Below are 20824 nucleotides of genomic sequence, written 5' to 3' on the forward strand. Positions count from 1 at the left end.
TGTAATGCCTGATCACGATGTACGCCTGCAACACCTCACTGTCTGGCTCGATGCACAACTGACCGATCTGTTCGATAAACAGGGCTGGGGTGCGGTTCCAGCGGCCAGCCTGACCGCTGCGAGCAGCGATGCGAGCTTTCGCCGCTACTTCCGCTGGCAGGCCGAAGGCCACAGTTTTATTGTCATGGACGCACCGCCGCCGCAGGAAAACTGCCGTCCTTTTGTTGATATCGCGCACTTGCTGGCCTCTGCCAAGGTCAATGTCCCGGTAATTCATGCGCAGGATCTGGAGCGCGGGTTCCTGCTGCTCAGCGATCTGGGTACCCAGACTTATCTCGATGTGATCAATGCCGACAATGCCGATGGCTTGTTCAATGACGCCATCGATGCGCTGCTGGCGTTCCAGCAATTGCCGATGGACGCGCCGTTGCCGAGCTACGATGTGGCCCTTTTGCGTCGCGAGCTGGAGCTGTTTCCCGAGTGGTACGTGGGGCGCGAACTGGGTCTGGGCTTCACTGACCGGCAACTGGCCGCCTGGCAGCGCATCAGCACACTGCTGATCGACAGCGCCCTGGCCCAGCCCAAGGTGCTGGTGCACCGCGACTATATGCCACGCAACCTGATGCAGAGCGTTCCGAACCCTGGCGTACTGGATTTCCAGGATGCCGTGTATGGGCCGGTCACCTATGACGTCACCTGCCTGTTCAAAGATGCGTTCCTGAGCTGGCCGCAAGCGCGGGTCGAAGGCTGGTTGAAGGGCTACTGGGACCGGGCGCAGGCCAAAGGCATTCCGGTGCAGGCCGATTTCCAGGACTTCTACCGCGCCAGCGACCTGATGGGCGTGCAGCGGCACCTCAAGGTCATCGGTATTTTCGCGCGGATCTGCCACCGTGATGGCAAGCCACGCTACCTGACCGACGTACCACGCTTCTTTGCCTATATAGATGAAGTGATTGCCCGCCGTCCTGAACTGGCCGAGCTGGATGAGTTGATCGAGAGTCTGCAGGCTGAGGCTGGAGCGCGTCCATGAAGGCAATGATTCTCGCGGCGGGCAAGGGCGAGCGGATGCGTCCGCTGACCCTGCACACGCCCAAGCCCCTGCTGCCGGTGGCGGGCGTGCCGCTGATCGAGTACCACCTGCGCGCCCTGGTGGCAGCAGGTTTCAAGGAGGTGGTGATCAACCATGCCTGGCTCGGTGCGCAGATCGAAGCTCATCTGGGTAACGGTGCCGGTTGGGGCCTGAACATCAGCTACTCGCCGGAGGGCGAGCCGCTGGAGACCGGGGGCGGGATCTTCAAGGCCCTGCCGTTGCTCGGTAATGAGCCCTTTGTGCTGGTCAACGGTGATGTCTGGACCGATTACGACTTCAGCCGTTTGCCGCAAAAGCCTGCAGGCCTTGCCCATCTGGTGCTGGTCGATAACCCGGGCCATCACGGCAAGGGCGATTTCTGCCTGCAGCAGGGGTTGGTCAGTGACGGTCAGGACGGGGCAGACACCCTGACCTACAGCGGCATCGCCGTCATTGATCCGGCCTTGTTCAAAGACTGTACGGCCGGAGCCTTCAAACTGGCACCGCTGTTGCGTCAGGCAATGGCAGCGGGTCAGGTCAGTGGCGAACATTTCAGTGGTCACTGGGTGGATGTCGGTACGCAGGAGCGTCTGGCGGAAGTCGAACAACTGATCAAAGGACGCCGTTGACATGTTGTGGCCGAGCACAGTGATTGGTGCCGGGGCCGGCTTCGCCATTGCCAGCATTCCAGGGGCATTGCTGGGGGCGTTGCTGGGTCAGGCGATGGACCGCCGCTTGCAGTTGCACAGTTGGGCGCATGTCCGGGAACGTCTGGGTGGACGTCCGGTCTTGCGTGACGATGAGGTGCTGTTCGTGCTGCTTGGGCGTCTGGCCAAGAGTGACGGGCGGGTGGTCGACGGGCATATCCAGCAGGCGCGTCAGGAGATGCAGCGCCTGGAAATGAGTGAGCCTGCGCGTCGCCGGGCGATTGCCGCGTTCAACCGCGGCAAGAGTGGCAAGGACCGCCTGGGTGTCTACCTGCGTCGTTTGCGGCAACAGCCCCATGCCGCCGAGGGCATGTTGCGCGCGTGCTTGCGCATGGCCTGGGCCGATGGCCGGACAGGTCGACACGAACGCGAACTGTTGCTCGACTGGGGGCAGCAGTTGGGGTGGTCGGCGCCCAAGGTCCAGGCACTGGCGCTGGAATATGAGCCCCAGCGGGCGGGCTTATCCAGCGCCAACCTCGGTTATCAGGACGCTTTGCGCATGCTCGGCGTTGAGGCGCACGCTGAGCCGGGCCAGATCAAACAGGCCTATCGGCGGCTGGTCAGCCGCCACCACCCGGACAAGCTGGTCGGCAGTGGCGCCAGCCCATCCCAGGTGCGCGAAGCCACCGAGCGCACCCGCGAGCTGCACCAGGCCTACGCGATCATCCGCCAGCGCCGCGGTTTCTAATCAAGCTTTTCCGGGCTGAGCCAGCCACGCACGCGGCGGAACAGTTGCTCCTGTTCTGCTGCGCTGTTACCGGGCATGGCGGTCAAGCCTACCTGACGATAATTGTGGTCCTTGAGCCGTTTGCTGGCTTGCAGACGCTGCTCGGCAGCGCGTCGCGCCTGGGGCTGGTTGGTGTAAAAGAAGTCCGCGGTGGGGACTTTCAGTGAAGGCGTCAGGGCGTCCAGGCTCTGTTCGGCTTGAGCGGGCGTTTGTGCTGTGACCATCACCAGTTTCTGCACCTGTGCCGGTTGCCGTTCGCTGAGATAGCGGGCAGCCCAGTAGGCGCCACTGCCATTGCCCAGCAGGACGATGCTGCGTGCGTTGTGCTGCTGGGCGTAGGCCACAGCGGCATCGAGACGGGCAAAGATGCGCTCGGCATCGGCTTTGTCATTGATGCCTGGGGCCTCGGACCGGTCTGCACTTTCGCTGGCTTCACTCTCGGCGGTCGTGGCTTTTTCGACGCTGGCATTGGCGTCGTCAGGCGTGTCCTTGGCCGGTGCGCTCTGACTTTGGGCCACCGGCTGGCTTGGAGCCGGTGCAGTTTCGACGCGTGCTTGCGGGCTGTCGGCCAGCAGGTCCGGCAAGCTCAGGCTCAGGCTATGCCAGCCGGCGTCCGGAAACTTGCGGCGCAACGGGCCGACGGTCTTTGGCCAGTCGGCGGTTTCGCCAGCACCGGCGAGGATGATCAGTGCGCCCTCGGGTTCGCTGGTGTTGGCCGGTTTCCACAGCGCGAGGAAGTTGTCGCTGCCGGCTTGCAGCATTTGTTGCTCGGCCTGGGGAACCTGCCGCTCCAGCGCCTGGGCATCTTCCTGGCTGCGTTCAGCCAGCGGTTGGCGCTGGACGCTTGCCGGTGGCGTGTTTTCAGCAGCTTGCGGTGTTTCATCTGCAGCCGCTTGTGCGCTACAAGGTAGTATCAATACAAGGCAAAACGCCGGAAGCGTCGTGCGAAAAAGTGCGAACATGGAGTGGTCCAGGCCAGAATAATACCGGCAGCCTAATAGTATTTGTCCGGGACGGCCATGCTCGGCGGCCATCCATTCTTTGATGAGCGTTTAGATGAAGTCACTGCGCTGCCTGTTGGTTATCGGCTGTTTGTGCTGGTCCTTGATCGCTTGGGCGGTCCCGGCAAGCACGTCGACCGCTGTGGTTCTCGACCCTGCGCAACAGCAATGGCTCGAGCAGCACCGCAGCCTGCGGGTCGGGCTGGTGTTGCAAGCACCGTTTGCCCAGTTCGATCGTCGCCTGCAGCAGCTGTATGGGGTCAACGTCGAGCTGATGAACTGGCTGGGTCGTTCGCTGGGGCTGGACCTGACCTGGCGTAACTTCCCGGATCAGGCCGCGCTGGAGCGGGCGCTGGTGGCTGGTGAGGTCGATCTGGCGCCAGGCCTGACCCAGACACCGGCCGGCCTGCGCTTGTGGCTATTCAGCGATCCGTACATGCGTGTGCCGCAGTTGATCGTTGGGCCGCGCAGTGGGGCGGTGGCGGTGGATCTTGAGAAGCTCGGCGACAATGAACGGGTCGCGGTGCGCATGCCCAGCGCGGTGGCCGACTACCTGCGCGCCACCTACTCGAACCTCAATTTGCAAGGCGTTCCCGAGGAACGTCAGGCGCTGCAGCTGGTACTCAGCGAACAAGCCCGCTACGCCGTGGTGGATGAAGCGCAGCTAAGCCGGCTGTCGCGAGAAAGCGAGTTCAGCGACCTGGCGGTGGTCGGCGATATCGGCCTGCCGCAATTGTTGCGGGTTGCCTCGCGACGTGACTGGCCGCAGCTGGCAGAGATTCTTGAGCGCGGTCTGCAGGCCATCCCGGCCAAGGACCTGGAACAGTTGCACCAGCGCTGGCTGGAACCCAAGTACCCGCGCTTGAGCGAATCGCCGGGTTTCTGGCAGAACCTGGGACTACTGCTTGCTGCGCTGTTGTTCAGCTGCATTGCCATCGTGGTGTGGCAGCGGCGCCAGTTGCGTCAGCTGGAGCACCACCTGCTGGCTGCGCGGGAGACCATCAACCAGCGTCAGGCACGGGAAGAGGCCTTGCGCTTGAGTCAGTTCTCCATCGACCAGAGCACGGTGGGCATTCTCTGGGTCAACTGGGATAGCCATGTGCGTTATGCCAACCGCGCCGCTGAAAACATGCTTGGCTATGCCGAGGGTGCGGTGGTCGACCGGCCACTGATCGACTTCGAGCCCGGACTGCATATGGACCGCTGGCTTGAACTGTGGAAAGGCGCACGGGCCAGCAACGATGTTGCCCTGCATTTCGAAACCCAGTGCCTGCGCGCCGATGGCAGCCTGCTGCCGGTGGATGTGTCGCTGAGCTTTTTGCGCTTTCGCGATGCCGAGTACCTGGTGGTGTTTCTCACCGACGTGACCGAACGGCGTCGGGCCCTGGCTGCCTTGCGCGAAAGCGAAGCCAGGCTCAAGGGGATTGCCGGCAACGTTCCGGGGCTGGTGTTCCGGCTTGAGCGCAACCCGGCTGAAGGCGAGCTGGAATTCCCCTACATCAGTGAAGGCAGCGAGGCCCTGGTCGGTTATACCCCGGCCGCCTTGCAGCATCCGGACATGGGCCTGCGCAACCTGGTTCACCCGGATGACCGGGCCGATTACCACAAGGTCCAGGACCTGGCCCTGGCCACCGACCGCGACTGGTCCTGGCAGGGGCGCATCCTGACCCGCGAGGGTGAGCAGCGCTGGGCTGATATCAAGGCCAGTACCCGTAGCCTGGGCGATGGCCGCGTGGTCTGGGACGGCGTGGTCTGGGACATTACCCAGAGCAAGCGGGCCGAGCTGGAGCTGGCCCGCTCCCAGGAGCAATTGCGCGATCTGTCGGCGCACCTGGAAAGTGTCCGTGAAGAAGAGAAAGCCCGTATCGCCCGGGAAGTGCATGACGAACTGGGGCAGATGCTGACGGTGCTCAAGCTGGAAACGTCGATGTGCGAGCTGGCCTACGCTGACCTCGATCCCGGCCTCAACGAGCGCCTGGCCAGCATGAAACGCCTGATTGCCCAACTGTTCCAGTTGGTTCGAGATGTCGCCACCGCGTTACGACCGCCGATTCTGGATGCTGGCATCGCCTCGGCGATCGAGTGGCAGGCGCGGCGTTTCGAGGCACGCACGCAGATTCCTTGTCTGGTCCAGGTCCCGGAAAACCTGCCGCCGTTGAGCGATGCCAAGGCCATTGGCCTGTTCCGCATCCTGCAGGAGGCGCTGACCAATGTCATGCGTCACGCCCAGGCGCATACTGTGCAGATCAGCTTGAGCCTGGACGGTCGCACCCTGCGTTTGACGGTTATCGACGATGGCATCGGCTTTGCGCTGGATGAAAACCGCCCGACATCTTTCGGTCTGGTCGGGATGCGGGAGCGGGTACTGATGCTGGGCGGACAAATGACCCTGGAGAGCGAGCCGGGCGAGGGCACCAGCCTGAGCGTGGCAATTCCCCTGAAATAGGAGCGGTATTGTGATTCGAGTTCTGGTTGCCGAAGACCACACCATCGTTCGTGAAGGCATCAAGCAGTTGATTGGCCTGGCCAAGGATATGCAGGTGGCAGGGGAGGCCGGTAATGGCGAGCAATTGCTGGAGACTTTGCGCCATACCGATTGCGAAGTGGTGCTGCTGGATATTTCCATGCCCGGGGTCAATGGCCTTGAGGCAATTCCGCGGATCCGCGCCTTGAGCAACCCGCCAGCGATCCTGGTGCTGTCGATGCATGACGAGGCGCAGATGGCCGCGCGGGCGCTGAAGGTCGGTGCTGCGGGCTATGCGACCAAGGACAGCGATCCGGCCTTGTTGCTGACGGCCATTCGGCGGGTGGCCGGCGGTGGTCGGTATATTGATCCGGATCTGGCTGACCGGATGGTCTTCGAGGTCGGCCTGACTGATGCCCGGCCCCTGCATTCGCTGCTGTCGGAGCGCGAGTTTTCGGTGTTCGAGCGCCTGGCCCAAGGCGCCAATGTCAACGATATCGCCCAGCAGCTGGCACTGAGCAACAAGACCATCAGCACCCATAAGGCGCGCCTGATGCAGAAGCTCAATGTGAACTCGCTGGCGGAGTTGGTGAAGTACGCCATGGAGCACAAGTTGCTCTGAGTGTTCCAGAAACGACACCGCGTCGCATTCATCGCTGGCAAGGCCAGCTCCCACAGGGTTACATGCAGCTGGCCTTTTGTGGGAGCTGGCATTGCCAGCGATAGCGGTGGTCCTGGGTGACTCATGTCTAAAAACGCCATCCTTGTAGGGCAATCCCTACCCCAAACCTTCCATCCTGCTGATACCAATCTCTCTCCACCCCCGATTTGCGCCGCCTCGCCCCTTCACTAGGCTGTCAGCACGCAGTCATCCAACAAGAAGGTACGGGTATGAGTGAGGTGAATTCGAGCGCTGCAGCCGGCGAAGTGCTGGTCAGCTTCCGCGGTGTGCAGAAGAGCTATGACGGCGAAACGTTGATCGTCAAAGACCTCAATCTGGATATTCGCAAAGGCGAATTCCTGACCTTGCTCGGCCCTTCCGGCTCCGGCAAGACCACCAGCCTGATGATGCTGGCAGGCTTCGAGACCCCGACCGCCGGCGAGATCCAGCTGGCCGGACGCTCGATCAACAACGTGCCGCCGCACAAACGCGACATCGGCATGGTGTTCCAGAACTATGCACTGTTCCCGCACATGACCGTGGCGGAGAACCTCGCCTTCCCCTTGAGTGTGCGCAACCTGAGCAAGACCGACATCAGCGAGCGGGTCAAGCGCGTGCTCAACATGGTCCAGCTCGATGCGTTCGCCAAGCGCTATCCCGGCCAGTTGTCCGGCGGCCAGCAGCAGCGGGTGGCCCTGGCGCGGGCACTGGTGTTCGAGCCACAGCTGGTACTGATGGACGAACCGCTCGGCGCGCTCGACAAGCAGCTGCGTGAACACATGCAGATGGAAATCAAACACCTGCACCAGCGCCTGGGTGTCACCGTGGTGTATGTAACCCACGACCAGGGCGAAGCGCTGACCATGTCGGATCGCGTGGCCGTGTTCCATCAGGGCGAAATCCAGCAGATCGCCGACCCGCGCACTCTCTATGAAGAGCCGAAGAACACCTTCGTCGCCAACTTCATCGGTGAAAACAACCGCATCAATGGCCGCCTGATCAGTCAGGACGGCGAGCGTTGCCTGGTGCAACTGGCCCGCGGTGAGAAGGTCGAGGCATTGGCAGTCAATGTCGGCGAGAGCGGCGAGCCGGTGACCCTGTCGATTCGCCCCGAGCGCGTACGCCTCAATGGCCACAGCGAGAGCTGCGTCAACCGCTTCTCCGGGCGAGTGGCCGAATTCATCTATCTGGGCGACCACGTACGGGTTCGTCTGGAGGTATGCGGCAAGGCCGATTTCTTCGTGAAGCAGCCGATTGCCGAACTCGACCCGGCCCTGGCCGTGGGCGACGTGGTACCGCTTGGCTGGGAAGTGGAGCACGCCCGCGCGCTCGATCCGATCCTGGAAGCCAATTGAAGGTTTGCTTCACCAACCCTGTACTGTGGAGAAAATAATAATGCTAAAGCACTTGAAGTTGACCGCTCTGACGCTGGGGCTGTTTGCGGCGGGCCAGGCCATGGCGGCGGCTGACCTGACCGTGATCTCTTTCGGTGGTGCCAACAAGGCAGCCCAGACCAAAGCGTTCTACGAGCCATGGGAAAAGGCTGGCAACGGCAAGATCGTTGCGGGCGAGTACAACGGTGAAATGGCCAAGGTCAAAGCCATGGTCGACACCAAGAGCGTGTCCTGGAACCTGGTTGAAGTCGAGTCGCCGGAACTGGCCCGTGGTTGTGACGAAGGCATGTTCGAAGAACTCGATCCGGCGCTGTTCGGCGACGAGTCCGATTATGTCCCGGGTGCTATTCAACCGTGCGGCGTAGGCTTCTTCGTCTGGTCCACGGTGATGGCCTACAACGCCGACAAACTGAAAACCGCGCCGACCAGCTGGGCCGACTTCTGGGACACCAAGCAGTTCCCGGGCAAGCGCGGTCTGCGCAAGGGCGCCAAGTACACCCTGGAATTCGCCCTGATGGCCGACGGTGTCGCGCCTAAAGATGTCTACAAGGTGCTCGGCACCAAAGAAGGCCAGGATCGCGCCTTCAAGAAACTCGACGAACTCAAGCCAAGCATCCAGTGGTGGGAAGCTGGCGCTCAGCCGCCACAGTACCTGGCCTCGGGTGACGTGGTCATGAGCTCGGCCTACAACGGCCGGATCGCCGCAGTACAGAAAGAAAGCAACCTGAAGGTGGTATGGAACGGCGGCATCTACGATTTCGACGCCTGGGCCATCCCGAAGGGCGCGAAAAATGCCGAAGAAGCCAAGAAGTTCATCGCCTATTCGGTCAAGCCTGAGCAGCAGAAGATCTACTCGGAAAACATTGCCTACGGTCCGGCCAACTCCAAAGCGGTGAGCCTGCTCTCCGACGAGATCAAGAAAGACATGCCGACCACCCCGGAAAACATTGCCAACCAGGTGCAGATCGACGTCGCCTTCTGGGCCGACAACAGCGAGCAACTGGAGCAACGCTTCAACGCCTGGGCTGCCAAGTAAGGTCGGCTGATGGAGCGTCGGCACGTCGCCGACGCTTCCTGTTCTCAAGATTTCGGAGTTCGCTATGGCCATCGCAGTGCCCCTGAATGAAGGCGCCGGTTCCACACTCAAGCAGCGTCTGGCGCGTGCCGAGCGGGTCAACCGCTGGAAGGCGCAAGCCCTGATCGCGCCGCTGGCGCTATTCCTGCTGCTGGTTTTCCTGGTGCCGATTGCCGCGCTGCTCTACAAGAGCGTCGGTAACCCGGAAGTTGTCACAGGCTTGCCGCAGACCGTTGCGGCGGTCACGCAGTGGGACGGTAAGGGCCTGCCGGACGAGTCGGTGTACAAGGCACTGAGCGAAGACCTTGGCCAGGCGCGCAAGAACCAGACCCTCGGCGACACCTCCAAGCGTCTGAACATGGAGCTGGCCGGCTATCGCAGCCTGCTGGCGAAAACCGCCCGAGCCTTGCCGTTCAAGACCGAGCCGGCTTCTTATAAAGAAGCACTGCAAGAGCTGGACGAGCGCTGGGGCGATCCGGCCTACTGGCAGGCTATTCGCCGTAACACCAGTAGCGTCACCCCGTTCTACCTGTTGGCGGCTCTGGACCACCGCATCGATGATCTCGGCGAGCTGGCCAAGGCCACCCCGGACCAGGCCATTTACCTGGACATCTTCACCCGTACCCTGTGGATGGGCTTTGTCATCACCGCCATCTGCCTGGTGCTGGCTTATCCGCTGGCCTATTTGCTGGCCAACCTGCCAACCCGGCAGAGCAACCTGTTGATGATCCTGGTACTGCTGCCGTTCTGGACCTCGATTCTGGTGCGGGTTGCCGCCTGGATTGTGCTGTTGCAATCGGGTGGTCTGATCAACAGCGCACTGATGGCCCTGGGCATCATCGACAAACCGCTGGAGCTGGTATTCAACCGCACCGGTGTATACATCTCCATGGTCCACATTCTGCTGCCGTTCATGATCCTGCCGATCTACAGCGTGATGAAGGGCATCTCACCCACCTACATGCGTGCAGCGATCTCCCTGGGCTGCCATCCGTTCACCAGTTTCTGGCGGGTGTACTTCCCGCAGACCTACGCAGGTGTAGGCGCGGGCTGTCTGCTGGTGTTCATCCTGGCCATCGGCTACTACATCACCCCGGCGCTGCTCGGCAGCCCGAACGATCAGATGGTCAGCTACTTCGTGGCGTTCTATACCAACACCAGCATCAACTGGGGTATGGCTACTGCGTTGGGCGGTCTGCTGCTGCTCGCTACCGTAATTCTGTACCTGATCTATAGCTGGCTGGTCGGTGCCAGCCGCCTGCGTCTGAGCTGAGGAGCGTTGTCATGCTGAGCCCTTACATGTCGCCCGTTGAGCGGGTCTGGTTCTACAGTTTGCGCATCCTCTGCGGGCTGATCCTGTTGTTCCTGGTATTGCCGGTACTGGTGATCATTCCGTTGTCGTTCAACTCCGGCAGCTTCCTGGTTTATCCGCTGCAAGGCTTTTCGTTGCAGTGGTACCACGACTTCTTTGCCTCGGCCGAGTGGATGCGGGCGTTGAAGAACAGCATCATCGTCGCCCCGGCGGCGACTTTCCTGGCCATGGTGTTCGGCACCCTGGCGTCGATCGGCCTGACCCGCGGTGACTTCCCCGGCAAGCCGCTGATCATGGCCCTGGTGATTTCGCCGATGGTGGTGCCGGTGGTAATCATCGGTGTCGCCAGCTACCTGTTCTTCGCGCCGCTGGGCATGGGTAACAGCTTCATTTCGCTGATTCTGGTGCATGCGGTGCTCGGTGTGCCGTTCGTCATCATTACCGTGTCGGCGACCCTGCAGGGCTTCAACTACAACCTGGTGCGTGCGGCAGCCAGCCTTGGCGCCTCGCCGCTGACAGCCTTCCGCCGGGTGACCTTGCCACTGATTGCCCCCGGGGTGATTTCCGGTGCCCTGTTTGCCTTTGCCACTTCGTTTGACGAAGTGGTGGTGACCCTGTTCCTCGCCGGCCCCGAGCAGGCGACCCTGCCACGGCAGATGTTCAGCGGTATCCGCGAGAACCTCAGCCCGACCATCGCCGCGGCGGCGACCTTGCTGATCGCCTTCTCGGTAGTGCTGTTGCTGACCCTGGAATGGTTGCGCGGGCGTAGCGAGAAACTGCGGACCCAACAGCCCGCCTGACCAAGCTGGCCCCATCGCCGCCAAGGCCGGCTCCCACAGCTCAGGAGATGTACTGGCTCTTGTGGGAGCCGGCCTTGCCGGCGATGGGCTGCGAAGGAGCCCGGTACGACATCCGACGACCGCTTTGATACCGGTCAGCCCATGGCCATTCGCCTGAGGTACAATGCGCGCCACTGTGATTCTGCCCTACAGGTGCGCCATGCAGCCCTACGCTATTGCCCCCTCGATTCTTTCTGCCGACTTCGCTCGCCTGGGCGAGGAGGTCGACAATGTACTGGCCGCTGGTGCCGACATCGTTCACTTCGACGTAATGGACAACCACTACGTACCGAACCTGACCATCGGCCCTATGGTCTGCACCGCACTGCGCAAGTACGGCATCACCGCGCCGATCGACGTGCACCTGATGGTCAGTCCGGTCGACCGCATCATCGGCGACTTCATCGACGCGGGCGCCAGCTACATTACCTTCCATCCGGAAGCCACCCTGCACATCGATCGTTCACTACAGTTGATTCGTGACGGTGGTTGCAAGGCCGGCCTGGTGTTCAACCCGGCAACCCCGCTCGACACCCTCAAGTACGTGATGGACAAGGTCGACATGATCCTGTTGATGAGCGTCAACCCAGGTTTTGGCGGTCAGAAATTCATTCCCGGCACCCTCGACAAGCTGCGTGAAGCCCGTGCGCTGATCGATGCCAGCGGCCGCGATATCCGTCTGGAAATCGACGGTGGAGTGAATGTGAACAACATTCGTGAGATCGCTGCCGCCGGTGCCGATACCTTCGTCGCCGGTTCGGCGATCTTCAATACCCCGAACTACCAGGAGGTCATTGCCAAGATGCATGCCGAACTGGCCCTGGCGCGCCCATGAGTGGCTTCGAGCAGCTGTTCCCCGGCGCACTGCCCAAACTGGTGATGTTTGATCTGGACGGTACCCTGATCGATTCGGTACCGGACCTGGCAGCGGCGGTGGATAACATGCTGCTCGAAATGGGGCGCAAGCCCGCTGGCCTGGAGGCGGTGCGCCACTGGGTCGGTAATGGTGCCCCGGTGCTGGTGCGCCGGGCCCTGGCCGGTGGTCTGGATCATGCCGGCGTCGATGAAGACGAGGCAGAGAAAGGCCTGGAGTTGTTCCTGCAGGCCTATGCCGACAACCACCAGCTGACGGTGGTGTACCCCGGCGTACGCGACACGCTCAAGTGGTTGCACAAACAGGGCGTGGAAATGGCCCTGATCACCAACAAGCCGGAGCGCTTTGTCGCGCCGTTGCTCGACCAGATGAAAATCGGTCGCTATTTTCGCTGGATCATCGGTGGCGACACGCTGCCGCAGAAGAAGCCTGATCCGGCAGCATTGCTGTTTGTCATGAAAATGGCCAACGTCTCGGCTGAAGCCGCCTTGTTCGTTGGCGATTCGCGCAGCGACGTGCTGGCGGCCAAAGCAGCCGGGGTCAAGTGCGTGGGCTTGAGCTATGGCTACAATCACGGACGGCCGATCAGCGAAGAAGAGCCGTGCCTGGTCATCGATGACCTGCGCGCGCTGTTGCCCGGTTGCTTAGATGCGGCCACTGGGATAACGTTGGCTGACGTTCATTCCCCCAAAGATCGAGATTCCATCGTGGCGGTTACCGGCAAACTCTGGATGAAAGTCATCAAGGCCCTGGCCCGTTGGCGTTGGCGCGCCTGACTGTTCGCTGCCGGCCGTTGCCGGCCCGTTTGCCTGTTTGACCCATTTGCTGCTTGCCACGAGGCTATCATGACCCGCGAAGAATTCCTGCGCCTGGCCGCTGCCGGCTACAACCGTATTCCCCTGGCCTGCGAGACGCTGGCCGACTTCGACACGCCGTTGTCGATCTACCTGAAACTGGCCGATCAACCTAACTCCTACCTGCTTGAATCTGTGCAGGGCGGTGAGAAGTGGGGGCGTTACTCGATCATTGGTCTGCCGTGCCGCACCGTGCTGCGGGTGCATGACCATCAGGTACGCATCACCCATGACGATGTCGAAATCGAACGTCACGAGGTGGAAGATCCGCTGGCTTTCGTCGAGTCCTTCAAAGAGCGCTACAACGTCCCGACCATTGCCGGCCTGCCGCGTTTCAATGGTGGCCTGGTGGGCTACTTCGGCTATGACTGCGTGCGCTATGTCGAGAAGCGTCTGGGCAAATGCCCGAACCCGGATCCGCTGGGTGTGCCGGATATCCTGCTGATGGTGTCCGACGCCGTGGTGGTGTTCGATAACCTGGCGGGCAAGATGCACGCTATCGTGCTGGTCGATCCGGCCCAGGAGCAGGCCTACGAAAACGGCCTGGCACGTCTGGAAGGCCTGCTTGAACAACTGCGCCAGCCGATTACCCCGCGTCGCGGCCTGGAGCTGGGTGGCCCGCAAGCCGCCGAGCCGACCTTCCGCTCCAGCTTCACCCAGAGTGACTACGAGCGTGCGGTCGATACCATCAAGGAATACATCCTGGCCGGCGACTGCATGCAGGTTGTGCCGTCGCAGCGTATGTCGATCGACTTCAAGGCAGCGCCTATCGACCTGTACCGGGCGCTGCGTTGCTTCAACCCGACGCCGTACATGTACTTCTTCAACTTCGGTGACTTCCACGTAGTGGGCAGCTCGCCGGAAGTGCTGGTCCGGGTCGAAGACAATCTGGTCACCGTACGCCCGATTGCCGGTACCCGTCCACGTGGCGCCACCGAAGAGGCTGATCGTGCGCTGGAAGAGGATCTGCTGTCGGACGACAAGGAAATCGCCGAGCACCTGATGCTTATCGACCTGGGCCGCAACGACGCCGGCCGGGTGTCGGCAACCGGTACGGTCAAGGTCACCGAGAAGATGGTGATCGAACGTTACTCCAACGTCATGCACATCGTTTCCAATGTCACCGGTGAACTGAAAGAAGGCCTCAGCGCCATGGATGCGTTGCGCGCCATTCTGCCCGCCGGGACCTTGTCCGGGGCACCGAAGATCCGCGCGATGGAAATCATCGATGAGCTTGAGCCGGTCAAGCGCGGTGTCTACGGTGGCGCGGTCGGCTACTTTGCCTGGAACGGCAACATGGACACCGCCATCGCGATCCGCACAGCGGTCATCAAGGATGGCGAGCTGCATGTCCAGGCCGGTGGCGGTATCGTCGCTGACTCGGTACCGGCGCTGGAGTGGGAAGAGACCATCAACAAACGCCGGGCGATGTTCCGCGCGGTAGCGCTGGCGGAACAAACGCCGCGCAGCTGAAGTTGAAAAAACGGCGCTCCAGATGAGCGCCGTTTTTTATGCCGTCAGAAGTCCAGGCTCAGGGCCAGATTAATCCCTTGCTGGGTCAGTTCGTCACTCTTGCGCCAGTTGTATCCGGCGCGCAGTGCCAGTTGCGGTGCTAACTGATGAGTCACACCCAGGCTGGCGCGATTCATGTTGCTTTGCGGGGTATAGCCGGTGAGGGTGAAGTCGTTGCCCGGCAGGCTGTTCAGATGCAGGGTCAGGTCCTGTTGATCATCCTCGAACTCATGCTCATGGGCGACTTCGGCAAACAGCTGGGTGGTCGGCGCAATCCGGTATTTGCCCAGCAGGCCGAGACCCAGACGGCGTGATTCACGTTCCTGATCATCAAAGCTCAACGCCGTAGCACGGGCGCCTTTCTCCGAGTAACCATCGACTTTCACGCGGGCATAGTCGGCACTGACAAAGGGTGAGAGGTGCCAGTCGCTGTCAGCCTGAGCCAGGTCGTAGCCCAGGCGCGCGGCAAAGGCCCAGACTTCGCCGTCGGTATCACCTTTTTCGCTGCGCTCGTTGATCCCCAGGGCGAATGTACGCTTCAGGTCACCATAGTCCAGGTGCCCCACGCTCAATGCGGCATCGGCCCACCACTGGTTGCGCTGGAACTGCGCGAATGCGCTGGCCAGATAACTGTCGAGCTTGTACTCGGAGTCGTGGGCACCGGCTTCGAGCTTCTGCTGATCGATACCGACGGCCAGACCGATGCGCCAGGCTTCGTCGAGGCGGTAACTGCCGCCCAGGGTCAGGTTGTAACCATGGCCATCGGCGCTTGCCGAACTGCGCTGGCCATCGATATCCAGCTTCTGTCCGCTGGCGGCAACGATGGCTTGCCACTGGCCGACGCCTTGCCAGTCGCTTTGCCATTGGTTGCGCAGTTCGTCCTGATGCGCACGCAGGCTGGCGTGGGCCATTTCCGGCAGTAGCGTCAGTTCCCAGGGGGCGGCGAGCAGCGAGTAACCGTAGTCGGCAATCAGCTTCTGCCCGGCGCTGGTGGGGTGGACCGAGTCGTTGAACAGCAGCTTGTCTGGATCAGGCGTGGCGCTGTTGATTCCGTACAGCGGGTTTTCCAGGCAACCATTGCCGCTGTAACAGGTGCCGACCAGGTTCTGGCCGACGGCAAGGCCGAACTGTTGTGGCGCGTTGACGCTTTCCTGAAGCAGCAGGGGCACGTTCAGGGGAATGATCTGCGCATCGATCTGCCCCAGCTGCCGCACCAGCTCCTGATTGAAGACACTGCTCAACTGCGACAGTGGCCCCTGCTGTGCAGTACCGCTGAATGCTGGCGTCAGGCCCAGGTCGGGCAACAGCCAGACCATGATGTAGCGCGCTCCCCCCTGTTGCAGCGCGTGGGCGCTGGCGGCCAGGCGATCAGCTGCGGCTACGGCGCCAGCCGGGGAGGTGACCAGCCCCTGAAGGAAGTCGTTACCGCCACCGGTCAGATAGTAAAGCGCGTTCGGGTCGGCTCGCAGCCCCCCGGCAAGATAACCGGGACGCTCACGCAAAACGGTGCCGGCCCCGGGGTTACCCGGGGGGATGACGGTCAATGAGCTACCGGTGATGGACTCGTAGATCTGGTCGGTACGGTAGCCGCCCACCGCCCAGTTGTTGCCATCCGGGCGACCCAGGGCGGCATTCACCGGGGAGGTGGAGGCACCCAGTTCGCTCGGCGCGATACCCAGTTGTGCCCCTAGCAGCATGGGCGATACCGCGGCGTACTGGCCATTTGCATCGCGGTTGGTGAAGCGCAGACCGCTGCCGCTTGGGTCGCTGGGGTCCGGGAATTGCCCGGCGTCACTGAGGCTGTCACCAAAAACGATCAGCGTCGAATAGGGTGAAGGCGCGGCAAATGCCTGGCTGCTGGCCAGCAGTAACGTGCCGAGTAATGAGCGGAAAAATGGAGGTTTTTGCATCGAAGAGGTCCCTTTTCATTGTTTTTATAGAATCCGCCCGAGCGACCTTAGCAAATCAGGGGGTATTGTTTACCCGGCCATTCGTTTCCCCATGCTTCCAGCCATATTGCGTGCGCCGCTGCGGTAAGCTACTGTGCGGGAACGTATGAACGAGACCTACCCCGTGTTGATCGTCAGCAAACTCTTGATGCGCGTTATCAAGGCCCACGCCCGTTGGCGTTGGCGCGCCTGACTTTATCTCCTGCCGGTTTTTCCGGCCCAGTATCGCTTTGCCTTTTTCAAACCGCTGTCACTGTCACTGCATTCGGAAACTACCGTCGCACACAGAGCGGGGCGCGTATGTCACTCGCGCGCAAGGCATGTCATTAAAGTCAGTAGATGCAAGAGGTTGAACCCAGATGTTACTGATGATCGACAATTACGACTCCTTCACCTACAACGTCGTGCAGTACCTCGGCGAGCTGGGTGCAGAGGTTAAAGTCATTCGCAACGACGAACTGACCATCGCCCAGATCGAAGCCCTGAACCCCGAGCGCATCGTGGTTTCCCCTGGTCCGTGCACCCCGACCGAGGCCGGTGTTTCCATCGAAGCTATCCTGCACTTTGCCGGCAAGCTGCCGATTCTCGGTGTCTGCCTGGGCCACCAGTCCATTGGCCAGGCCTTTGGCGGTGATGTCGTGCGGGCCCGCCAGGTCATGCATGGCAAGACCAGCCCGGTTTTCCACAAAGACCTGGGCGTATTTAACGGCCTGAACAACCCGCTGACCGTGACCCGCTACCACTCGCTGGTGGTCAAGCGTGAAACCCTGCCCGAGTGCCTGGAAGTGACCGCCTGGACTGCCCTTGAAGACGGTTCGGTGGACGAGATCATGGGCCTGCGGCACAAGACCCTGAACATAGAAGGGGTGCAGTTCCACCCCGAGTCGATCCTCACCGAGCAGGGCCACGAGCTGTTCGCCAACTTCCTCAAACAGACCGGCGGCCGCCGCTAAGGATCGATCATGGATATCAAGAGCGCGCTCGGCCGCATCGTCGGCCACCTGGACCTGAGCACCGAAGAAATGCGCGATGTGATGCGCGAGATCATGACCGGCCAGTGCAGTGAAGCGCAGATCGGTGCCTTCATGATGGGCATGCGCATGAAGAGCGAAAGCATCGACGAAATCGTCGGCGCGGTCTCGGTGATGCGTGAGCTGGCCGACAAGGTCGAACTCAATACCCTGGATCAAGTGGTCGATGTGGTCGGCACCGGCGGCGATGGCGCAAACATCTTCAACGTCTCCACCGCTTCGGCCTTCGTTGTAGCCGCTGCCGGTTGCACTGTGGCCAAGCATGGTAACCGTGCCGTTTCGGGCAAAAGCGGCAGCGCCGACCTGCTCGAGGCTGCCGGCATCTACCTGAACCTGACGCCCGTGCAGGTTGCCCGCTGCATCGACAGCGTCGGCATTGGCTTCATGTTTGCCCAGACCCACCACAAGGCGATGAAACATGCCGCCGGCCCACGTCGTGACCTGGGCCTGCGCACCTTGTTCAACATGCTTGGCCCGCTTACGAATCCGGCCGGTGTGAAGCACCAGGTGGTCGGTGTGTTCACCCAGGCCCTGTGCCGTCCGTTGGCCGAAGTGCTGCAGCGGCTGGGCAGCAAGCATGTGCTGGTGGTGCACTCCAAGGATGGTCTGGACGAATTCAGCCTGGCCGCGCCGACTTTCGTTGCCGAGCTCAAGAATGACCAGATTACCGAGTACTGGGTCGAGCCCGAAGATCTCGGCATGAAGAGCCAGAGCCTGCATGGCCTGGCGGTCGAGAGTCCGGAAAAGTCGCTGGAATTGATCCGCGATGCATTGGGGCGGCGCAAGACCGAGAATGGCCAGAAGGCTGCGGAAATGATCGTGCTCAATGCCGGTGCCGCGCTGTACGCCGCCGATCACGCCATGACCCTCAAGCAAGGCGTCGAGCTTGCCCACGACGCACTGCACACCGGCCTTGCCCGGGAAAAACTCGAAGAGCTGGGCGCTTTCACCGCCGTATTCAAGCTGGAGAATGAAGGATGAGTGTACCGACGGTTCTGGAAAACATTCTCGCGCGCAAGGTTCAGGAAGTTGCCGAGCGCAGCGCCCGGGTCAGCCTCGCCGAGCTTGAGCGCCTGGCTGCCGCTGCCGATGCTCCACGCGGGTTTGCCAAGGCGCTGATCGAACAGGCCAAGCGTAAACAGCCTGCAGTTATTGCCGAGATCAAGAAAGCTTCGCCGAGCAAGGGCGTGATTCGCGAAAATTTCGTGCCGGCCGAAATCGCCGTCAGCTACGAAAAAGGTGGTGCGACCTGTCTGTCGGTGCTCACTGACGTCGACTATTTCCAGGGTGCCGATGCCTACCTGCAGCAAGCCCGTGCGGCGTGCAAGCTGCCGGTGATCCGCAAGGACTTCATGATCGATCCGTATCAGATCGTCGAAGCGCGTGCGTTGGGCGCCGACTGTGTGCTGTTGATCGTCTCGGCGCTGGATGATGTGAAGATGGCCGAGCTGGCTGCCACCGCGAAAAGCGTCGGCCTCGATGTGCTGGTTGAAGTGCACGACGGCGATGAGCTGGAGCGCGCGCTGAAAACCCTCGACACCCCGCTGGTCGGCGTCAACAACCGCAACCTGCATACCTTCGAGGTCAGCCTGGAAACCACCCTCGACCTGCTGCCGCGGATTCCTCGCGACCGTCTGGCGATTACCGAGAGCGGTATTCTCAATCGCGCGGATGTCGAGCTGATGGAAATCAACGAGGTCTACTCGTTCCTGGTCGGCGAAGCCTTCATGCGCGCCGAGCATCCGGGGCTGGAGTTGCAGCGTCTGTTCTTCCCTGAGCGCACGGTGCAGAATCTGGTGCCAGGACTGGACTGATTCGACTCTGAAGCCGGCATTGCCGGCTTTTTTGTATCTACAAGGTTATTGCGATGACTGATCAATTAGTCGATGTGACTGTCGAGGCCGGACTGCATGCCGAGCAGGATCTGCTGGCAGCAGTGTGCAAGGGCGAAAAGGACTATGGCCTGTTGTTCTGGCGCCCGACCGATCATGCCCTGGTCATGCCGCGGCGCATGAGTCGTCTTGAAGGCTTCGAGGCGGCCTGCTCCGAACTGGCGGTTGCCGGATGGCCGGTGTTGTTGCGCGAAACAGGTGGCGAGCCGGTGCCGCAATCGCCCGCGGTGATCAATATCGCGCTGATCTATGTGGCCCCTCGCAGTGAAGGCGACCACGGCCGAATCGAAAATGCCTACGAACGCCTGTGCCTGCCTTTGTGCGATGTGTTGCGTGAATGGGGCGGACTGGCCTCGGTAGGCGAAATCGAAGGGGCGTTCTGCGACGGTCGTTACAACGTCAATCTCAATGGCCGCAAACTGGTAGGTACGGCTCAGCGCTGGCGCCAGGGGCTGGGCGGCAAGCGTCCAGTGGTGCTGGTGCACGGCGCATTGCTGTTGGATAACGAGCGCGAGTCGATGGTGGCTGCGGTCAACCGCTTCAACGAATGTTGCGAACTGGAGCAGCGCTGCCTGGCCGACAGCCATATCGCCCTGCACGAGGTGGTGCCCGAGGCGCCTTTGCTCGAGCGCCTCGGCCAGGCTTACGCTGAAGTGATCGAAGGCATCGCCCGCGACTAGCGGGTGCCGAAGACCACCATGGTCTTGCCCTTGACGTGTACCAGGCTGCGTTCCTCAAGATCCTTGAGGACGCGGCCGACCATCTCCCGTGAACAACCGACGATACGACCGATCTCCTGACGGGTGATCTTGATCTGCATGCCGTCGGGGTGGGTCATCGCATCGGGTTGTTTGCACAGCTCCAGCAAGCAGCGGGCAACGCGTCCGGTTACATCGAAAAACGCCAGGTCACCGACTTTGCGCGTGGTGTTGCGCAGTCGCTGGGCCATCTGGCTGCCCAATGCATAGAGAATGTCGGGGTCCTGACGAGCCAGTTCGCGGAATTTCTCATAGCTGATTTCCGCTACTTCACATTCGCTCTTTGCCCGTACCCAGGCACTGCGCTGATGTTCCTGGCCGGCAGGTTCGAACAGGCCCAGCTCGCCAAAGAAATCACCGCTGTTGAGGTAGGCAATGATCATCTCATGGCCATCGTCATCCTCGATCAGGATCGTCACTGAGCCTTTGACAATGAATGACAGGCTATCGGCTTTATCACCGGCACAAATGATATTGCTCTTGGCCGCAAAGCGGCGCCGCTGGCAATGTGCGAGCAGCTTGTCGATGTTCTTGATCTTGGCTGGAAGGGCTGAGGCAACCATGGCTGAATCCCGGTAAGAGGCAACGCTTGTACACTTTTATAGGTAGTCTGGCGCTATGTGCCAGTGATTTGGCGTCAGCTTATCAGACACTTGTGGTTGTATCGGCAGATTTACCCGCACGCTTGAGCTTTTCCGCCGGCGC

Annotated in this window: 19 protein-coding genes; 16 read left to right on the forward strand and 3 right to left on the reverse strand. The window is 61.4% G+C overall.

The window, feature by feature from the left end; genetic code table 11:
- The first annotated feature begins 4 nt into the window (after positions 1 to 4).
- Genes AC07OF_RS09385 through AC07OF_RS09395 form a run of 3 tightly spaced genes read left to right on the forward strand, consistent with a single transcriptional unit; the run spans position 5 to position 2464 of the window.
- Positions 5 to 1030, forward strand: a complete 1026-nt coding sequence (locus AC07OF_RS09385; protein WP_157190941.1) for an aminoglycoside phosphotransferase family protein — start codon at positions 5 to 7, stop codon at positions 1028 to 1030.
- Positions 1027 to 1698 (forward strand): N-acetylmuramate alpha-1-phosphate uridylyltransferase MurU, encoded by a 672-nt coding sequence (murU, locus tag AC07OF_RS09390; protein WP_157190942.1) that lies wholly within the window; start codon positions 1027 to 1029, stop codon positions 1696 to 1698. The genes AC07OF_RS09385 and murU overlap by 4 nt, the downstream gene beginning before the upstream one ends.
- A gap of 1 nt (position 1699) precedes the next feature.
- A complete protein-coding gene (locus AC07OF_RS09395; RefSeq protein ID WP_495072783.1) occupies positions 1700 to 2464 on the forward strand; it encodes a DnaJ domain-containing protein in 765 nt (254 codons plus the stop codon).
- Here the strand turns inward: AC07OF_RS09395 and AC07OF_RS09400 are convergent.
- Entirely contained in the window at positions 2461 to 3465 is a 1005-nt protein-coding gene (locus AC07OF_RS09400; RefSeq protein ID WP_495072784.1) for an alpha/beta hydrolase family protein, read from the reverse strand. The two genes, AC07OF_RS09395 and AC07OF_RS09400, sit on opposite strands and share 4 nt — an antisense overlap.
- Positions 3466 to 3559: 94 nt before the next feature.
- Here AC07OF_RS09400 and AC07OF_RS09405 point away from each other — a divergent pair, with 94 nt between their 5' ends.
- The 9 genes from AC07OF_RS09405 to trpE all read left to right on the forward strand — a co-directional run bounded on the left by AC07OF_RS09405 (position 3560) and on the right by trpE (position 14450).
- Positions 3560 to 5950, forward strand: coding sequence for a PAS domain-containing sensor histidine kinase (locus AC07OF_RS09405; RefSeq protein ID WP_157190945.1), 2391 nt, complete (start codon positions 3560 to 3562; stop codon positions 5948 to 5950).
- A gap of 7 nt (positions 5951 to 5957) precedes the next feature.
- Complete coding sequence (locus AC07OF_RS09410) at positions 5958 to 6590, forward strand: response regulator (RefSeq protein WP_174446954.1); 633 nt, start codon at positions 5958 to 5960, stop codon at positions 6588 to 6590.
- 269 nt (positions 6591 to 6859) lie between these two features.
- Entirely contained in the window at positions 6860 to 7984 is a 1125-nt protein-coding gene (locus tag AC07OF_RS09415) for an ABC transporter ATP-binding protein (RefSeq protein WP_157190946.1), read from the forward strand.
- A 40-nt stretch (positions 7985 to 8024) separates the two neighbouring features.
- Complete coding sequence (locus AC07OF_RS09420; protein WP_157190947.1) at positions 8025 to 9059, forward strand: ABC transporter substrate-binding protein; 1035 nt, start codon at positions 8025 to 8027, stop codon at positions 9057 to 9059.
- 64 nt (positions 9060 to 9123) lie between these two features.
- The gene (locus AC07OF_RS09425) at positions 9124 to 10371 is read left to right on the forward strand and encodes an ABC transporter permease (RefSeq protein WP_157190948.1); all 1248 of its coding nucleotides are present in this window, start codon (positions 9124 to 9126) and stop codon (positions 10369 to 10371) included.
- An 11-nt stretch (positions 10372 to 10382) separates the two neighbouring features.
- Positions 10383 to 11210, forward strand: coding sequence for an ABC transporter permease (locus tag AC07OF_RS09430; protein ID WP_157190949.1), 828 nt, complete (start codon positions 10383 to 10385; stop codon positions 11208 to 11210).
- Positions 11211 to 11409: 199 nt separating this feature from the next.
- A complete protein-coding gene (rpe, locus tag AC07OF_RS09435) occupies positions 11410 to 12084 on the forward strand; it encodes a ribulose-phosphate 3-epimerase (RefSeq protein WP_157190950.1) in 675 nt (224 codons plus the stop codon).
- Positions 12081 to 12899, forward strand: coding sequence for a phosphoglycolate phosphatase (locus AC07OF_RS09440; RefSeq protein ID WP_157190951.1), 819 nt, complete (start codon positions 12081 to 12083; stop codon positions 12897 to 12899). The genes rpe and AC07OF_RS09440 overlap by 4 nt, the downstream gene beginning before the upstream one ends.
- A 69-nt stretch (positions 12900 to 12968) precedes the next feature.
- Complete coding sequence (gene trpE, locus AC07OF_RS09445) at positions 12969 to 14450, forward strand: anthranilate synthase component I (RefSeq protein WP_157190952.1); 1482 nt, start codon at positions 12969 to 12971, stop codon at positions 14448 to 14450.
- A gap of 44 nt (positions 14451 to 14494) precedes the next feature.
- On the opposite strand, the gene estP is transcribed toward trpE, so the two are convergent.
- Positions 14495 to 16399 (reverse strand): esterase EstP, encoded by a 1905-nt coding sequence (gene estP / locus AC07OF_RS09450; protein WP_157190953.1) that lies wholly within the window; start codon positions 16397 to 16399, stop codon positions 14495 to 14497.
- Between the two features lie 398 nt (positions 16400 to 16797).
- On the opposite strand from estP, the gene AC07OF_RS09455 reads away from it, so the two are divergent.
- Genes AC07OF_RS09455 through AC07OF_RS09470 form a run of 4 tightly spaced genes read left to right on the forward strand, consistent with a single transcriptional unit; the run spans position 16798 to position 20041 of the window.
- A complete protein-coding gene (locus AC07OF_RS09455) occupies positions 16798 to 17391 on the forward strand; it encodes an aminodeoxychorismate/anthranilate synthase component II (protein ID WP_157190954.1) in 594 nt (197 codons plus the stop codon).
- 9 nt (positions 17392 to 17400) lie between these two features.
- Positions 17401 to 18450, forward strand: coding sequence for an anthranilate phosphoribosyltransferase (gene trpD / locus AC07OF_RS09460; protein ID WP_157190955.1), 1050 nt, complete (start codon positions 17401 to 17403; stop codon positions 18448 to 18450).
- Positions 18447 to 19283 (forward strand): indole-3-glycerol phosphate synthase TrpC, encoded by an 837-nt coding sequence (gene trpC, locus AC07OF_RS09465; RefSeq protein WP_157190956.1) that lies wholly within the window; start codon positions 18447 to 18449, stop codon positions 19281 to 19283. The genes trpD and trpC overlap by 4 nt, the downstream gene beginning before the upstream one ends.
- 53 nt (positions 19284 to 19336) lie before the next feature.
- Positions 19337 to 20041 (forward strand): lipoate--protein ligase family protein, encoded by a 705-nt coding sequence (locus AC07OF_RS09470; protein ID WP_157190957.1) that lies wholly within the window; start codon positions 19337 to 19339, stop codon positions 20039 to 20041.
- Here AC07OF_RS09470 and crp read toward each other — a convergent pair.
- Positions 20038 to 20682 carry a cAMP-activated global transcriptional regulator CRP gene (crp, locus tag AC07OF_RS09475; RefSeq protein WP_038606102.1) on the reverse strand — a complete coding sequence of 215 codons (645 nt, stop codon included), beginning with the start codon at positions 20680 to 20682 and terminating at the stop codon, positions 20038 to 20040. The genes AC07OF_RS09470 and crp overlap by 4 nt on opposite strands.
- Positions 20683 to 20824: the final 142 nt, after the last annotated feature.

It is taken from the genome of Pseudomonas sp. GW821-FHT10B02 (assembly GCF_059415665.1).

Coding starts and splice junctions, on each gene's coding strand:
- AC07OF_RS09385 (WP_157190941.1), top strand. CDS start 5: ATGCCTGATCACGATGTACGCCTGCAACACCTCACTGTCTGGCTCGAT.
- murU (WP_157190942.1), top strand. CDS start 1,027: ATGAAGGCAATGATTCTCGCGGCGGGCAAGGGCGAGCGGATGCGTCCG.
- AC07OF_RS09395 (WP_495072783.1), top strand. CDS start 1,700: ATGTTGTGGCCGAGCACAGTGATTGGTGCCGGGGCCGGCTTCGCCATT.
- AC07OF_RS09400 (WP_495072784.1), bottom strand. CDS start 3,465: ATGTTCGCACTTTTTCGCACGACGCTTCCGGCGTTTTGCCTTGTATTG.
- AC07OF_RS09405 (WP_157190945.1), top strand. CDS start 3,560: ATGAAGTCACTGCGCTGCCTGTTGGTTATCGGCTGTTTGTGCTGGTCC.
- AC07OF_RS09415 (WP_157190946.1), top strand. CDS start 6,860: ATGAGTGAGGTGAATTCGAGCGCTGCAGCCGGCGAAGTGCTGGTCAGC.
- AC07OF_RS09420 (WP_157190947.1), top strand. CDS start 8,025: ATGCTAAAGCACTTGAAGTTGACCGCTCTGACGCTGGGGCTGTTTGCG.
- AC07OF_RS09425 (WP_157190948.1), top strand. CDS start 9,124: ATGGCCATCGCAGTGCCCCTGAATGAAGGCGCCGGTTCCACACTCAAG.
- AC07OF_RS09430 (WP_157190949.1), top strand. CDS start 10,383: ATGCTGAGCCCTTACATGTCGCCCGTTGAGCGGGTCTGGTTCTACAGT.
- rpe (WP_157190950.1), top strand. CDS start 11,410: ATGCAGCCCTACGCTATTGCCCCCTCGATTCTTTCTGCCGACTTCGCT.
- AC07OF_RS09440 (WP_157190951.1), top strand. CDS start 12,081: ATGAGTGGCTTCGAGCAGCTGTTCCCCGGCGCACTGCCCAAACTGGTG.
- trpE (WP_157190952.1), top strand. CDS start 12,969: ATGACCCGCGAAGAATTCCTGCGCCTGGCCGCTGCCGGCTACAACCGT.
- estP (WP_157190953.1), bottom strand. CDS start 16,399: ATGCAAAAACCTCCATTTTTCCGCTCATTACTCGGCACGTTACTGCTG.
- AC07OF_RS09455 (WP_157190954.1), top strand. CDS start 16,798: ATGTTACTGATGATCGACAATTACGACTCCTTCACCTACAACGTCGTG.
- trpD (WP_157190955.1), top strand. CDS start 17,401: ATGGATATCAAGAGCGCGCTCGGCCGCATCGTCGGCCACCTGGACCTG.
- trpC (WP_157190956.1), top strand. CDS start 18,447: ATGAGTGTACCGACGGTTCTGGAAAACATTCTCGCGCGCAAGGTTCAG.
- AC07OF_RS09470 (WP_157190957.1), top strand. CDS start 19,337: ATGACTGATCAATTAGTCGATGTGACTGTCGAGGCCGGACTGCATGCC.
- crp (WP_038606102.1), bottom strand. CDS start 20,682: ATGGTTGCCTCAGCCCTTCCAGCCAAGATCAAGAACATCGACAAGCTG.